Origin of the sequence: Rheinheimera texasensis DSM 17496 (genome assembly GCF_000711985.1) — a bacterium.
Taxonomy (GTDB): Bacteria; Pseudomonadota; Gammaproteobacteria; order Enterobacterales; family Alteromonadaceae; genus Pararheinheimera; species Pararheinheimera texasensis.
In genome coordinates, this window is record NZ_KL544005.1 from 1 (window position 1) to 15171 (window position 15171).

A 15171-nucleotide genomic window follows, 5' to 3' on the forward strand; every position below is an offset into this window, starting at 1 on the left:
GGGCAGCGTTTGGCAGCTCTTTCTGCTGCGTTAGTGCTCGTTTGTGTAGAATTACTACACGGCTCTCGCACTGCCTTGCATAAAAAGCTGCCAAACTGCTGCAAAAACAATCACCAAACGTCAACACGCCCTAGTAAATACTAAAGACCAAAGCGCTGCTTTTTCTTACTTCCCTTTCATTCGCAACAATGTATTGTCTTTGACAATGTGATGATGATAAATCGCCGCGACGGCATGAATACCAATCAGTGCGTAACCAGCATCCGCAACTAACTCATGTAAGTCTTCAAAAATCTCCACCAACTCTTCATTTGGTGCGATCAGCGCCGGTAATTCCAGCCCCCAGAATGGGATCACTTTGCCTTCAGCCGATAAAATTAACCACCCCAACAACGGCAAGCCAAGCATCATCGCATAAAGCGCCAGATGCACTAAGGCAGCCAGTTTGTGTTGCCAGACCGGCGGCTGTGGCACTATGGCCGGATAAGCCTGACGACTGCGAAACCAGATGCGGGCAACAGTCAGCAGCAACACGGTCAGGCCCAGCATATAGTGCACCGTTTTCATTAGTTCACGTTCCGGACTGCCGCGTTCAAAGCTGCCACGAAACTCCATCGTCACGTAGACCCCGATAATCAGCAAAAAAGTCAGCCAGTGCAGTGCAATGGTCGGTAAGGAATAACGGCTGGTGCTCATGAGTTCGCTCCGTAATCAATGAAATTCAACGACAGCATGTGTCAGTTTTTTCAAACCGACTTTGCGTTGGCACAACATTAAGCAAAAATACTGAAGATTATCTGAAGTCGGGCTACCAACGACCAAAATACTGGTCAATCAGCAGCATCAGGTGATGGTTTAACTCTTCGACCAGGGTATCAGCGTCGGTCTGATAACTACTGCACAAGCGCTCGGCCTGCGCGTCACTTAACAGCCGCCCGCCGAGGGAAAACTGCAATTCCGGCAACGACTTATCAAATCGCGGTGTCAACACCCACTGCATAAAGGCCGGGGCATGGCTGCTGACCAGCGGCTGGGCAAACTGACAAAACTCAGTGATATATTGCGCGCCGTCCGGCCCCAGACAGCCTGGTTCCAGCCGGTAAATCACTTCAACAACGGCTTTGTTCGTCATGCCCGGTCCTTGTTGTGCAGAGATTATTGCTGTTTGATAGTGGCAATAAACTGATTCGAATCGGCAATTGCCCGGTTCATATCCTGTACCAGCCGGTCGACATCCTGCTGTAATACAGAAAATTCACCCGAAATAGCGCCTACCGCTTTCGCATTCAGATTATGTTTTAAATACAATACATTATCCTGCAATACCCGCAACACCGGCGGCATTTTACTCTCAGCACGGCGCATCACTTTGACCAGTGCATCAAACTGCCGTTTGGTATCCAGCAGCTTTTGTTTGCTCTCAGCGCGCAGTTTTTTGTTCTGGTATTGCTTTAATTCATCGTCCCATTCATTGAACAAATCAAAAGCCACTAATTCGACTTTATTGATACGGGCACTGACCTCTGCCGCCGCTTTTTTACTGTCTTCGTATTGGTTGTTCAGCGCTTCATAACGCCCCTGCAAATCGCCGCCATGAAACCCAATCAGCTGCGATAACTGGTCGAGCGCATCTTTAAATTCCTGCTGGCCTTCAATTTGCGCATCCCGCGCCTCTTCCACCCGGTCGATCAGGATGTCGCGTTTATGAATGCCGACTTTTTCCATCGCCGCATAATAGGCCGTCGAACAACCACTTAATGCCAGCAAACCCGCCAGCAGTACCACTTTTTTTAACATTTATTCTTCCTCAGCGCCGCCATTAACCAATTCAGCAATGGCAGCCAGTTTTTGCATCGTCAGCGCGTTTAAGGTTTTTTTCGGATATTGGCCTTTGTGATTGCGTTCACCGGCACAAAGCCCGGTTAACAGCTCCAGTGCCTCATCGACAGTGCGTACCGTGTAGATATGGAACTGGCCGGATGCCACCGCGTTGATCACATCCTGATGCAACACCAGATGCAGCTGGTTACTGGCCGGGATCACCACACCTTGCTGGCCGGTCAGGCCACGCGACTGACATAACTTAAAAAAGCCTTCGATTTTTTCATTCACTCCACCAATCGCCTGCACCTGACCATGTTGATTGATAGAGCCAGTGATGGCCAGGTCCTGGCGCAGTGGCACGCCACAAATGGCGGAGATTAACGCCAGCACTTCGGCCAGCGACGCGCTGTCGCCATCGATAAGGCCATAGGACTGTTCCATCGCGATATTAGCCGACAGCGTCAGCGGAAATTGCTGGGCATATTTAGCGCCGAGGTAACCGGTCAGCAGCATCACGCCTTTGGAGTGAATGGCTTTACCGAGTTCGACTTCCCGCTCAATGTCCGTCACACCGCTGGAGCCCGGATACACTGTGGCACTGATCCGCGCCGGCGTACCAAAAGCGGTGTCGCCAATTTCCAGTACTGTCAGACCATTGATTTTACCAACGGCCCAGCCGTCGGAATCAATCAAAATCTGTCCTTCCTGAATGTCCTCCAGGAACGACTCACTGATGCGGCCGGTGCGATATTGTTTGCCGGCTAATGCCTGCTGCACATGGGCGCCGCTCAGTTCAGTATCGCCGGCCTGATTGGCATAAAAACAGGCTTCACGTACCAGCTCCAGCACATCGGCAAAACGGGCGGATAATTTCTTCTGATGCTCGGCCTGGCGGAAACTGAATAACAGCAACTGCTTCAAACCACAGACTGTCAGCGGACCTGCTTCCAGTTGCTGGATTTGGTCCTGCAGTTGCAGTGACATGTATTTGATGGTCTGGTCATTCAGTGGCAGATAATTTTCAAAATCGGCCAGCACGCGGAACAACTCGTTAAATTCATCGTCGACGTCCTGTACTAAATAATACAAATCGCGTGAACCGAGCAGCACGATTTTGACATTCAGCGGAATAGCTTTGGGCGTGATGATGGTTGAGTTGGTAACCGCATGTTCACTCAATGTATCAATCGACACTTCGCCTGATTTCAGCGCCAGCTTCAGCGCATCCCACACTTGCGGTTGCGTCAGCAAGCGGTCAGCGTCGAGGATCAGATAACCGCCATTGGCCTTATGCAGCGCTCCGGCGCGGATCATCCGGTAGTTGGTATATAAAGAACCCTGTGCTGAACTGTATTCGACCCGGCCAAAAATGTTGCCGTAGCTGGGGTTGGCTTCAAACACTATTGGGGCACCGGACATCGATTCATGATGCACCAGCACGTTCGGTACAAAGTCATTGATAAAAATACCGCGGATATCCAACTCTTCGGCTTTATCGCTTTCGAGTTCCTCCGGCAGTAATTCCAGCACTGCTTTTACCAGCTCAGGCTTCATTTCACGCAAATAACGCAAAATACCCAGTTCAGTGGCGTAGTCATGCTCTAACTGTTTCAGCAGCGGTTTAATTGCCTGTTCAATCGTTTCGCGGCGAAGCGTGCGTAAATTCTCCGACAGTTCACGTTTCCACTGTGGCAGTTCCAGCAACTGCTCGTTCAGAATGGTTTCAAGTTCGCTGACCAGTTCATAGAAAAACTGCCGTTTGTCATCGGCGAGGTTAGCAAATTCGGCATCATCCAGCGGTTTGCCATCCACCACCGGTGAAAAACTGACAGCGCCGTTGTCTTCGTACAACACCACTTGTTTTTCCAGCGCTTTGCGTTCGACCAGCGCGATGGCAGCTTCGTATTTATTATCAAAGGCAGCGTGAATGGCTTTTTTGCGGCGCTGATAACCCGGGTTATCAAATGCGGCCGGGAAAGTATCGAGCAATTCGTCAATGAGCGCTTCGAGTTTTTTCACCAGTACCCGGCCTTCGCCAGGCAACAGCCGTAAGGTTTGCGGCGTGCGCTCATCGTCAAAATTATTTAAATAACACCAGTCGTCCGGTGTTTCTTTTTCGCTGGCGGCCTGCTGCAGAATATCCTGTATTAAGGTAAAACGCCCGAGCGCCGGCTCGCCCATCACATAAAGGTTATAACCCGGCATATCCATGCCGATGGCAAAACTCAATGCGGCTTTCGCGCGGTCTTGCCCGATAAAAGTACTGCTGTAGCCGGCAACATCCAGCGCATCGTTGATTTGCGCCTCATCCAGTTGCGGCGACAGCTGCGCTGCCTGTAAGGCCAGCGCCTGAAGTTTTGCCTCGGCAGCTTTGTTTACTGCAATTTGCGTCATGCCAGAAATTCCTTCACTACAGATGCAGGCATACTAACAAAATCAGCAGCCTGCCGAAAAATTTATCTGCGCAAAGCTCTGCAGAAACGCATTCAGACCGGCAGGCCACGGCGTAAAAAATGCCCACCGCCACAGGCCGGACAAGGCAACAGCTCGGCCGGGTGATTGTAATGCAGCGCCTCATCGCAAACGCGGCAGACATAAAGCCCCATGCCCACCGTTTCGCCCTGTAAATACAGCCCCTGATGCGACAAATCCTGCTCCAGTTCCTGCCATTCCACCTGAGTTTTGTCAGTAACCTGCGCCAGCATTTGCCATAGAGTCTCGGGCCAGATTGACGGCGGCTGCGGTTGTTGTTGCTGGCGAAAGAAGGTTTCGATAAATAACTGGGTTTCATAGGCGGTCAGGTCGCGCCCCGCCTGCAGATAAGCCGCCAGCGTGTCAGCCACTTCCACTACAGGCCTTACCGCCAGGTCAAGCTGGCTTTGCAAAGAGAGTTCAAGCTGCTGCAACCACTGCCGGTATTTGTGCAGTAAATCCGTCATAACCACCTCTAAACCGAAGGACTGTCTGCATAGTATAGACCCGGACTTTTTGCTCTACGTCAAACACCAGCGCAGCAATCTACAGCGTGACGCAATGACAGCGGCGACCTGCGTGTTGATTGCCACCGCAAGACAAATCAGCATGTATCATTTGTATGTATTTTGTACCGATTTTACCCATCAATGTGGTTTTTCTGTGAAGTCATCGCAATTTGATTGTGTCAAAAATCCCGACTGACTAGCTTGTGCGCGCTGCAACACCTGTACCCATTTTATGAAAACAACCTTTCTCCCTGCGATCATGACGTGATGGGTGTTGCAGCAAACAAGTCACTAAGAGGAATTCCAGGATGTACCAAAATAATAAGCTGGCGATTGCCGTACAAATCGCTTTAAGTCTGGGTCTGGTCAGTCAGGCGCAGGCACAGGAAACCAAGACCGACGACAAAGTAGAACGCATTGAAGTTACAGGTTCAAAAATCAAACGGATTGGTGAATTGTCGCCAACGCCGGTTACCGTCATTACCGGCGACTCGATTGTTGATGCGGGTGTCACCAACGTAGGTGAGCTGCTGAACGATATGCCAAACGCGGTAACCGGTCTGTCACCGGAAACCACTAACAACACCATTTTTGCTTCAGGTCTAAATAACACGGCGCTGCGTGGACTAGGTACTAACCGCACCCTGGTATTGGTGAATGGCCGCCGTTTTGTTGGCTCGAATCCAGGCAATAGCGCGGTCGACCTGAACAACATCCCAACAGCCATGGTTGAGCGGATTGAAGTCTCGACCGGTGGCGCTTCGGCTGTATACGGTTCAGACGCGGTAGCGGGTGTTGTCAACATCATCACGAAAAAATCCTTTAACGGTTTTGAAGTCGACGTAGCAACCAGCCGGCCGCAGCAAGATGGCGGTGAAGAAGACTTTTACAGCCTGACTTTTGGAAACAGCGAAGGCAAATCTGATTTTATTGCTAACCTGACTTACTCAGAACAGTCGCAGATCCGCGGCAGCCAGCGTGATTTCGTCCGCGACGGCCTAATCATGATTGACAATCCAGCCAATAAAACCAGTACTGACGGCATCCCGGGACGTATCCAGTGGGAAAAAACCGGTAACCCGATTTTGATCAACTACGGCAAAACGGGTACCTTTGCGGTCGGCGGTAAAAACTATGTATTCGCCAATGACGGCTCAGTGCGTCCATTTGATATGAACGGCGGCACAGCGTATCCATTTGTGGCGGGCAGTGCCAATAACAGCCGTTATTTGTCAGCCGATGGCGCACCAGGTGATGGTTATAACACGCTGGACCATACCTATCTGCGTACCCCGCTGGAACGTATCAACCTGAATATGAACTACGGTTATCAAATTAACGATGATCACCGCTTCACTTTCGAGTCAACTTATTCAAACACCAAAGCCTTTGGTGAAAGCTCCCCGGCATTTTTTGTGTTGAGCAGTGCCAATGGCATTGACCCGCTGAACCCGATGCTGACCGACAGCGCACGTAAGTTCTTTGCTGATAACAATGTCACGTCATCGATTCAGAACACTTACCTGGCCGATATTTTCGGTAACCGTAAATACGATCAGAACCGGACGCTGGCGCGTGCCGCTATTGGTCTGGAAGGTTTGTTAACAGACACCTGGGGCTATGAAGCTTACGCCCAGAAAGGCCATGTCGATGCCAACTCAAAATGGTTTGGTGAAATGCTGGAAGACCGTTTCTATGCGGCTATCCAAGCCACCCGCGATACCAAAGGTAATATCGTTTGTAAAGATGAAGCTATGCGTGCGCAAGGTTGTGTGCCACTGAATATTTATGGTTCAGGGATGGCGTCGCAGGCGGCACTGGACTGGATCCGCACTGATGCGATGCGTGATGCTACGCTGGATCAGGACGTAGCCGGTTTCACCCTGACTGGTGATGTCTATGAACTACCTGCTGGTATCGTCGGTTCAGCGTTCAGCGTCGAGTACCGCAAAGAGCGTTCTTCATCGCTGCCAGATCCGGCCATGCGTTCAGGCGCTTTGTTTAACAACCAGTCGTCCCCATTGTCCGGTGAATTCTCAGTGCGCGAAGCTTCTGCCGAATTCTCGATCCCGTTATTGGCTGACCTGGCTTATGTCAAAGACCTGACACTGGAAACAGCGTTTCGCGCCATGGACTACAGCACCACCGGCAGCGAAAATGCATGGAAAATCAGTCTGAACTACACCATCAATGACGACCTGAAACTCCGTTTGAACCGCTCGAAGTCAGTGCGAGCACCAAACATTGGTGAATTATACAACCCACCAGGCCAGACCTTCAGTACGCTGGTTGACCCATGTCAGCAACTGCGTATCGACAGCGCTGGTGTATATAAAGCCAACGTCGAGAAAAACTGTCGCGCCGATGGCATGCCACAAGGCTGGTCACCAACTCCGGCATGGGTCAATGGTGGAAACAAACCAGGTTTCATCATTGGTAACACTGATCTGAACAGCGAACGTGCTTATGACATCACTGCCGGCTTCATCTATACGCCGTCTTACCTGGATGGTTTCAGTCTGACAGTCGATTACTGGTCATTCAAAATTGCTGACATGATTGAAAGCCACACGGCGCAAAACCTGGTGAACTTCTGTTATCAGTTAGACAGTCTGGATAACCCGTATTGCTCACTGTTTACCCGTGACGCTGTGACCCGTGATATCACCAACTACTTCGTCAAGCCGGTGAACTCAGCATCTGCGGAACTGGCTGGTTACGATATCGAGACCAACTATAAGCTTGACCTGAACGGTTACGGTGCATTAGATCTGCGTTTAATCGCCACTTATACCGAAAAATGGGATCAAAACACCACAGGTCGTGCCGGTGATGACCGCAAGTATGCGGGCACTTATGACTATTTCCGCTGGAAAGGCCGTTTTAACGCCAACTACAGCTATGAAGATCTGTCGCTGGTGTTAGGCGCTACTTATATTCACAGCTCAGTCTGGGATCGCAACTCCTGGACACCGGAAGTGAATAACTTCAACGACATCGGCTCTTATATTGCCTGGGATTTAACCGGTAAATATAACCTGACGCCAGAGCTGCAAGTGCGCGCCGGCGTGCTGAACCTGGCCGACCGTCAACCAGTGCGTAACCCAAATACCTATAACTCAGGTGAGCACTATGACATTCTGGGTCGTCGTCTGACGCTGGGCGTGAACTACAAGTTCTAATACCCGTTTGATTCAGTCCCTATTTAAAGGAGAGGCTTGCCTCTCCTTTTTTTCGCCTGCCAATTTGCTCTGTTGGTCGCAGCCCGGTTGCCGCTGCCGCAGAACACCTACATGCTGCTGCTTTTATTCAGGAGCTTGGTGCATGCAAAGCCCGCTTAAAAGCCCGTTAAAAAGTTGTCTGCAAAAGCACTCCGCGCTGCTGTTGTTGCTATTCAGTGCTGCGTTGCCTGCTGCAGCCAGTACTTATTTCCCGCCAGCCGGCCAATGGGCTGAAGCGAAACCACAAAGTTTGCAGGTGAATGCCACTTTATTACAGCAGGCGGTGGATTATGCCATTGTCAGCGAAAACAAAGCGCCGAAAGATCAGGCGATTGTGCAGGCCACCACTTTTGGTGCTAAAGAGCCCTATGACCAAATCATTGGCCCTATGAGTGTGCGCGCCGCTGCCAACGGCCTGATTGTGTATCGCGGCAAAATTATCGCGCGCTGGGGCGATGTCGATAAAGTCGATATGACCCACAGCATCACCAAGACCTTTTTAACCACAGTGACCGGCCTTGCATGGCAGCAGGGGCTTATTCACAGTTTTAACGACAAAGTCGCGCCTTATATGCCCGCTGGCGTTGATTTGTATCAGGGCGAACATAACAGCCAAATCAGCTGGGAACACCTATTACGCCAAAGCAGCGACTGGCAAGGCACTTTGTGGGGCAAACCGGACTGGGCCGACCGGCCGGAAGGTAAAACACCGGCAGACTGGCCACAGCGGCCACTGCGTAAGCCTGGGACTTATTACAAATACAATGATGTGCGGATGAATCTGCTGGCACTGTCGACTTTATACGTTTGGCGCAAACCGCTGCCACAAGTACTCAACGAACAGATTATGCGGCCGATTGGCGCGTCATCGACCTGGCGCTGGGTTGGTTACGACAACAGCTGGGTTGAACTGGACGGCGAAAAGGTGCAGTCCGTGTCCGGCGGTGGTCACTGGGGCGGTGGCATGTTTATTAACGCCTGGGATTTAGCGCGTTTTGGTTATCTGTTTTTGCGTGATGGCAACTGGAATGGGCAGCAGCTCGTAAGCCCCGGGTTTATTCAGCAGGCAAGCACAGGTGGCCCGGCGAATGCGCAATACGGTTTTGCTAACTGGTTTTTAAATACTGATCAAAAAGCCTTACCCGCTGCGCCCGCCTCCGCCATCACCTTTGAAGGCGCTGGTCGCAATGTGATTTATCTGGATAAAGAACACGATTTGCTAATAGTCACGCGCTGGATTGGTAACGGCAAAGAACTGAATCAACTGGTAAGCAAAGTTCTGGCGGCCTTGCCGGCAACCAAATAATCGCTGTTGATTGGCAAAAGCACAGTTTGCTGCCCTTTCAGGCCTTCGTGGCAGTTGTTGCCACAGGCCTGAATGCGTTATCCTAACGCCAAATTGCTTTTATTTTTTTGCCAATATCCCTCGTGATATTTATCTGTTGAGATCCTTCGCATGCAAGCACCAGAACAAAGCACTCAGGCCCCTTCAGCGCAAGCAGCCGCGTATGAGCCGCGCCTGATTGAAACCGCCTTACAACAGCACTGGGCCGACTCCAACGCCTTTAAAGTGACTGAAGAGCCAGGCAAAGAAAAATACTACTGTCTGTCGATGTTCCCTTATCCAAGCGGCCGCCTGCACATGGGCCATGTGCGCAACTACACCATTGGCGATGTGATCAGCCGTTTCCAGCGCATGCAAGGCAAAAACGTGATGCAACCGATGGGCTGGGATGCTTTTGGTCTGCCGGCTGAAAACGCCGCCATTGCCAATAAAACGGCGCCGGCCAAATGGACTTACGCCAACATCGAATACATGAAAAACCAGCTGAAACGCTTGGGTTTTGGTTATGACTGGGACCGTGAAATCGCCACCTGCAAACCAGAATATTACAAGTGGGAACAATGGTTCTTCACCAAGCTGTTTGAAAAAGGCCTGGTCTACAAAAAAATGGCGACCGTCAACTGGGACCCGGTAGACCAGTGTGTACTGGCCAACGAGCAAGTCATCGACGGCCGCGGCTGGCGCTCAGGCGCTTTGGTCGAACAGCGCGAATTAGCCCAGTGGTTTATCAAGATCACCGATTACGCCGAAGAATTACTCAATGACCTTGACCAGCTGGACGAATGGCCAGAGCAGGTCAAAACCATGCAGCGCAACTGGATTGGCCGCTCAGAAGGCGTCGAAATCAAGTTTAGCCTGGGTGGTTCCAGTTACGACTTCACTATTTACACCACCCGGCCTGACACCTTATTTGGTGTGACTTATGTCGCTATTGCGCCGCAACACCCGCTGGCACAAAAAGCCGCCAAGCTGGACGACAAACTGGCTGCCTTTATTGAAGACTGCAAAGGCAACAAAGTAGCTGAAGCCGACATGGCAACGATGGAGAAAAAAGGTCATCCGACCGGCTTCTTCGCCGTGCACCCGCTGACCGGTGAACAGGTACCGATTTTTGTCGCCAACTTTGTGTTGATGGACTATGGCTCAGGCGCGGTGATGGCAGTACCAGGCCATGACCAGCGCGACTATGAATTCGCCACTAAATACGGTCTGAAAATCAAACAAGTGGTCGCGCCAGCTGCTGGTTCTGAATCAGTAGTCGACTTAAGCAAGGCCGCCTTTACTGAAAAAGGTGTGCTGATCAATTCCGGCGAGTTTGACGGTCTGGATTTCCCTGCTGCGTTTAAAGCTATTTCCGACAAGCTGGTCGAAAAAGGCGTTGGCAAGGTCAAGGTCAATTACCGCTTACGCGACTGGGGCGTTTCCCGTCAACGTTACTGGGGCGCCCCTATTCCTGTGCTGACACTGGAAGATGGTACGCAAGTGCCGGTGCCGGCTGATCAACTGCCAGTACGTTTGCCGGAAGATGTGGTGATGGACGGCGTCAAATCGCCAATCAAAGCCGACCCGGAGTGGGCAAAAACCACTTACCACGGCAAAGCGGCCTTCCATGAAACGGACACTTTTGACACCTTTATGGAATCCAGCTGGTACTACGCCCGCTACTGCAGCCCGGACAGCACTGACATGATGCTGGACCCGGCTAAAGCCAACTACTGGCTGCCGGTTGACCAGTATATCGGTGGTATCGAACACGCCATTCTGCATTTATTGTATTCACGTTTCTTCCACAAGTTGCTGCGTGATGTTGGTCTGGTGCAGTCAGACGAACCATTCAAACGCCTGTTATGTCAGGGCATGGTGCTGGCGGAAACTTTCTACCGCGACAACGAAGGCGGCAGCAAAACCTGGTTCTCGCCACAAGATGTTGCAGTCGAGCGTGACGACAAAGGCCGTATCATCGGTGCAGTACTAAAATCTGACGGCCAGAAAGTCGAATCCGCCGGCATGAGCAAAATGTCGAAGTCAAAAAACAACGGCATCGACCCACAAACGGTTATCGATCAATACGGCGCGGACACTGTGCGGCTGTTTATGATGTTCACCTCACCACCAGAGCAAACGCTGGAATGGCAGGATTCTGCGGTTGAAGGCGCGCTGCGCTTCCTGCGCCGCGTCTGGACTTTGGTCAACGAGTTCAGCACTTTTGGTGCAGTTGATGCCGTCGACAAAGCGGCATTAACCGCTGACCAAAAAGCGTTGCGCCGTGAACTGCACAAAACCATCGCCAAAGTAACAGACGACATTGGCCGGCGTTATACCTTTAACACCGCCGTCGCCGCCATTATGGAGCTGATGAACAAACTGCAAAAAGCGTCTGTCGAAACCGCACAGGATAAAGCCGTTCTCGGCGAAGCTATTATCGCCGTGCTGCAACTGCTGAACCCAATCACGCCGCACTTATCACAATATCTGTGGAAAGCGCTGGGTTACACCACTGAGCTGGAACGCAGCGGCTGGCCTGTAGTGGACGAATCGGCGCTGGTCGAAGACGCCAAGCTGGTGGTGGTGCAAATCAACGGCAAAGTGCGCAGTAAAGTCACAGTTGCCATTGATGCAACGCAGGACGACGTGCTGGCGCTCGCCAAAGCAGAAGAAAACGTCCAGCGTTACCTCGAAGGCGTTGAACTGAAAAAAGTCGTGTACGTGCCAGGTAAACTGCTGAGTCTGGTGGTCGGCTGATGCGCGCCCTGCGCCTGCCTGCCCTGCTGTTACCGCTGCTGCTGAGCCTGCTGCTCAGCGGCTGCGGTTTTCAGCTGCGGGGTTCTTTGCCGCTGGAGAAATATCCGGCGGTTTACCTGCAAGGCGACAAGCACTCTGAGCTGTTGCAACAACTGGGGGCCCAGCTGGAGCGCAATCAGGTGAAGCTGCTGGATACTTCTGATGCTAAAGCCGCCATTTTTGTGTTGGATTCAGACAGCCTGCAGCGTCGCACCCTCTCGTTGTTCCCGAACGGCCAGGTGGCGGAATACGAACTGATTTACAAGGTCAATTATCAGCTGGTGCTGCCGGGGCAAGAGCCCCGCCCTTACCAGATTGAACTGTACCGCGATTATCAGGACGACCCGTCCCGTGCACTGGCGAAATCCAAAGAGCTGGATCTGATGCTGACCGAACTGCGCTCACAGGCGGTCGCCCGGATTATCCGTCAATTCGGCCGGCTCTGAGCCATGCTGAAACTCTATGCCAATCAACTGGGCGCCAGCTTAAAAAAGCAGCTGGCACCGGTTTATCTGGTATTTGGGGAAGAACCCTTACAAAAACTGGAAAGCCTCGATGAGATCCGCGCTGCGGCGCGCAATCAGGGTTTTACTGAGCGGCAAAGTTATCTGCTCGAAGCTCAGCTTGATTGGGACAGCCTGTTTGGTGAATTTAACAGTCTGTCGTTATTTTCCGACCGCAAGTTGATTGAACTCGACCTCGGCACCAGCAAAATTACCCCGGCCCAGCAAGACCAGCTAAAAAAAATCCCGGCCATGCTGCATGCAGATGTTTGTCTGGTTTTGCATGCTGCGCGCAGCAGCGGCGAATTCAGCAAAACCAGCTGGTTCAAAACATTGTCTGAGCAAGGCGTGCAGGTGCAGTTTTACCCGCTCGATGACAATCAGTTTATGCGCTGGCTGAGAGAGCGCGCGCAGCAGCTTGGCCTCAAATTACAAACCGACGCGCTGCAGCTGTTACAGCACCACGCCGCCGGTAATTTACTGGCGGCGAGGCAGGAGCTGGAAAAACTGGCGCTGACAGCGCCGGGCCAGTGGCTCGATGGTGCTTTTTTACAGCAGTACCTCGCCGATCAGTCGCATTTTACCGTGTTTCAGCTGGTCGATGCGTTACTGGCAGGTCAGGGCGAAGAAGCGCTGCACCGGCTCGACCGGCTGTTGCAACAGGACACTGAGCCTGTGATCATCGCCTGGCAGCTGCAAAAAGAAGCCACCACTTTACTGGCGCTGCAACAAGCTGGTCAGGTCGGCGACGAGCAGTATAAAAAACACGGCATCTGGCCCAAACGCCAGCCGCTGTATCAACAGGCGCTGCTGCGGTTATCGCCAAACTGGCTGCATTTTTTATTGCAGGAACTGCAGGTATTTGACCGCAGTTTTAAATCCGGTCAGCTAAGCCATCCGGAAACTGCGCTGGCACATCTGGTGACTTTGTTTATCAAACCTGTGCCCAAAGTTTTTGCCTTGCAGCAGCTGGTTGCCGGAGATTAACCGGTGGCCCCTGCGACCCCCCTACTACGCGGCTTTTATGGTGGCACTTTTGACCCCATCCACCAGGGCCATTTGCAATCGGCGCTTTATGTGCAGCAAGCATGCAAGCTTGATAGCCTCGACCTGTTGCCCTGTCATTTACCGCCGCACCGCGACTCGCCAAGCAGCAGCGCACACCGTGCTGAGATGGTTCGCTTAGCCATTGCACCTTATCCGCAGCTGCGGCTAAACCTGTTGGAACTTGAACGCGACACACCGTCTTACACCGTCGATACCCTGACTGAGCTGCGCCGGCAATATCCCTCAGACATTCTGTGTTTTGTCATCGGCATGGATTCTTTATGTTATTTCACCCGCTGGCACCGCTGGCCCGATATTCTGGTGCTCTGTCATCTGCTGGTATTGCAAAGACCCGGCTACAGCGCCGCTTCCGGTGATGCGCCTGGGCTTTTACAGCAATTCGGCAGTCAGTCCGTAAGCGCTTTGCGTGCAGCAAAGCATGGCCACATTCTGCTGCTGCAAAACCCACCTGTAGATGTTTCCGCCACCGCAATCCGCAGCGGTTCCGCCCCTGCTTCACTGCAAATCTCCGATGTCCAGACCTATATCCAGCAGCATGGTCTTTATAGGGGCTGAAATCAGCGAAAATCCTTAGATTGGGCCTTTTCCGACTTTGGCTTGCGCGGCAGAAACTGTTAACATGTTGCGATTAAGATTGAAGGACCCGCCCAGTGCACAGCGAACAATTAGCCGCTTTTGTCGTCGATAAACTCGACGACATGAAAGGTCGTGACATCATCCAGCTCGATGTCAAAGGTAAATCCTCAGAAACCGAATTTATGGTGATTTGCTCCGGCACATCCAACCGCCATACCCGTGCTGTCGCCGGGTATCTGATCAGCGAAGCGCGCAAAGCCGGTCTGCATATTATCGGTACCGAAGGCGATCGCAGTGCCGAATGGGTGCTGATTGACCTAGGCGACGTGGTCGTCCACGTGATGCAGGAAGAAAGCCGGCAGTTTTATCAGCTGGAAAAGCTCTGGGCAGCCTGAACCATGAAACTGATTTTAATCGCAGTAGGCACCAAAATGCCGGGCTGGGTCAGCACCGGCTTTGAAGAATATGCCCGGCGCTTTCCGCGTGATATGCCGTTTGAACTGATTGAAATTCCGGCCGGCAAACGCGGCAAAAACGCTGACATTAAACGCATTCTGGATATCGAAGGCGAAAAAATGCTGGCCGCTGTGCCCAAAGGCGCCCGCATCATCACACTGGAAGTCGAAGGCGGCAACTGGTCCAGCCCGCAACTGTCGCAAAAACTGGTGCAGTGGCAACTGGATGGCCGCGACGTCTGTTTGTTAGTCGGCGGGCCTGAAGGGCTGGCGCCGGCCTGTATCGCTGCCAGCGAGGGCAAATGGTCGTTGTCAGCGTTAACCTTACCGCATCCGCTGGTGCGCGTGGTGCTGGCTGAAAGCCTGTACCGCGCCTGGAGTATCAGTACTAACCATCCTTATCATCGCGAGTAACGG

At 52.2% G+C, this 15171-nt stretch carries 13 protein-coding genes; 8 read left to right on the plus strand and 5 right to left on the minus strand.

What is annotated here, in order from left to right; all coding sequences use genetic code 11:
* Window positions 1–165 precede the first annotated feature (165 nt).
* The 5 genes from Q399_RS0110585 to Q399_RS0110605 all read right to left on the minus strand — a co-directional run bounded on the left by Q399_RS0110585 (window position 166) and on the right by Q399_RS0110605 (window position 4763).
* Complete coding sequence (locus tag Q399_RS0110585) at window positions 166–696, minus strand: cytochrome b (RefSeq protein WP_031568333.1); 531 nt, start codon at window positions 694–696, stop codon at window positions 166–168.
* 112 nt (window positions 697–808) lie between these two features.
* On the minus strand, window positions 809–1132 hold the full coding sequence (locus Q399_RS0110590; RefSeq protein ID WP_031568334.1) for a hypothetical protein: 324 nt from the start codon (window positions 1130–1132) through the stop codon (window positions 809–811).
* 23 nt (window positions 1133–1155) lie between these two features.
* Window positions 1156–1797: a DUF2959 domain-containing protein gene (locus Q399_RS0110595; protein ID WP_031568335.1), complete on the minus strand. Its 642-nt coding sequence runs from the start codon at window positions 1795–1797 to the stop codon at window positions 1156–1158.
* The gene (locus Q399_RS0110600; RefSeq protein ID WP_031568336.1) at window positions 1798–4218 is read right to left on the minus strand and encodes a Lon protease family protein; all 2421 of its coding nucleotides are present in this window, start codon (window positions 4216–4218) and stop codon (window positions 1798–1800) included.
* A gap of 92 nt (window positions 4219–4310) precedes the next feature.
* Window positions 4311–4763, minus strand: coding sequence for a zinc ribbon-containing protein (locus Q399_RS0110605; RefSeq protein WP_031568337.1), 453 nt, complete (start codon window positions 4761–4763; stop codon window positions 4311–4313).
* Between the two features lie 350 nt (window positions 4764–5113).
* Here Q399_RS0110605 and Q399_RS0110615 point away from each other — a divergent pair, with 350 nt between their 5' ends.
* The 8 genes from Q399_RS0110615 to rlmH all read left to right on the plus strand — a co-directional run bounded on the left by Q399_RS0110615 (window position 5114) and on the right by rlmH (window position 15168).
* Window positions 5114–7987, plus strand: a complete 2874-nt coding sequence (locus Q399_RS0110615) for a TonB-dependent receptor domain-containing protein (protein ID WP_031568338.1) — start codon at window positions 5114–5116, stop codon at window positions 7985–7987.
* Window positions 7988–8129: 142 nt separating this feature from the next.
* On the plus strand, window positions 8130–9332 hold the full coding sequence (locus Q399_RS0110620) for a serine hydrolase domain-containing protein (RefSeq protein WP_106388981.1): 1203 nt from the start codon (window positions 8130–8132) through the stop codon (window positions 9330–9332).
* Window positions 9333–9482: 150 nt separating this feature from the next.
* A complete protein-coding gene (gene leuS / locus Q399_RS0110625; RefSeq protein ID WP_051685909.1) occupies window positions 9483–12113 on the plus strand; it encodes a leucine--tRNA ligase in 2631 nt (876 codons plus the stop codon).
* A complete protein-coding gene (locus Q399_RS0110630) occupies window positions 12113–12598 on the plus strand; it encodes an LPS-assembly lipoprotein LptE (RefSeq protein ID WP_031568341.1) in 486 nt (161 codons plus the stop codon). The genes leuS and Q399_RS0110630 overlap by 1 nt, the downstream gene beginning before the upstream one ends.
* A 3-nt stretch (window positions 12599–12601) precedes the next feature.
* Window positions 12602–13642, plus strand: a complete 1041-nt coding sequence (gene holA / locus Q399_RS0110635; protein WP_031568342.1) for a DNA polymerase III subunit delta — start codon at window positions 12602–12604, stop codon at window positions 13640–13642.
* 3 nt (window positions 13643–13645) lie between these two features.
* Window positions 13646–14278, plus strand: coding sequence for a nicotinate-nucleotide adenylyltransferase (gene nadD, locus Q399_RS0110640; RefSeq protein WP_031568345.1), 633 nt, complete (start codon window positions 13646–13648; stop codon window positions 14276–14278).
* A 95-nt stretch (window positions 14279–14373) separates the two neighbouring features.
* On the plus strand, window positions 14374–14694 hold the full coding sequence (gene rsfS / locus Q399_RS0110645; protein ID WP_031568346.1) for a ribosome silencing factor: 321 nt from the start codon (window positions 14374–14376) through the stop codon (window positions 14692–14694).
* 3 nt (window positions 14695–14697) lie between these two features.
* The gene (gene rlmH / locus Q399_RS0110650; protein WP_031568347.1) at window positions 14698–15168 is read left to right on the plus strand and encodes a 23S rRNA (pseudouridine(1915)-N(3))-methyltransferase RlmH; all 471 of its coding nucleotides are present in this window, start codon (window positions 14698–14700) and stop codon (window positions 15166–15168) included.
* Window positions 15169–15171 lie beyond the last annotated feature (3 nt).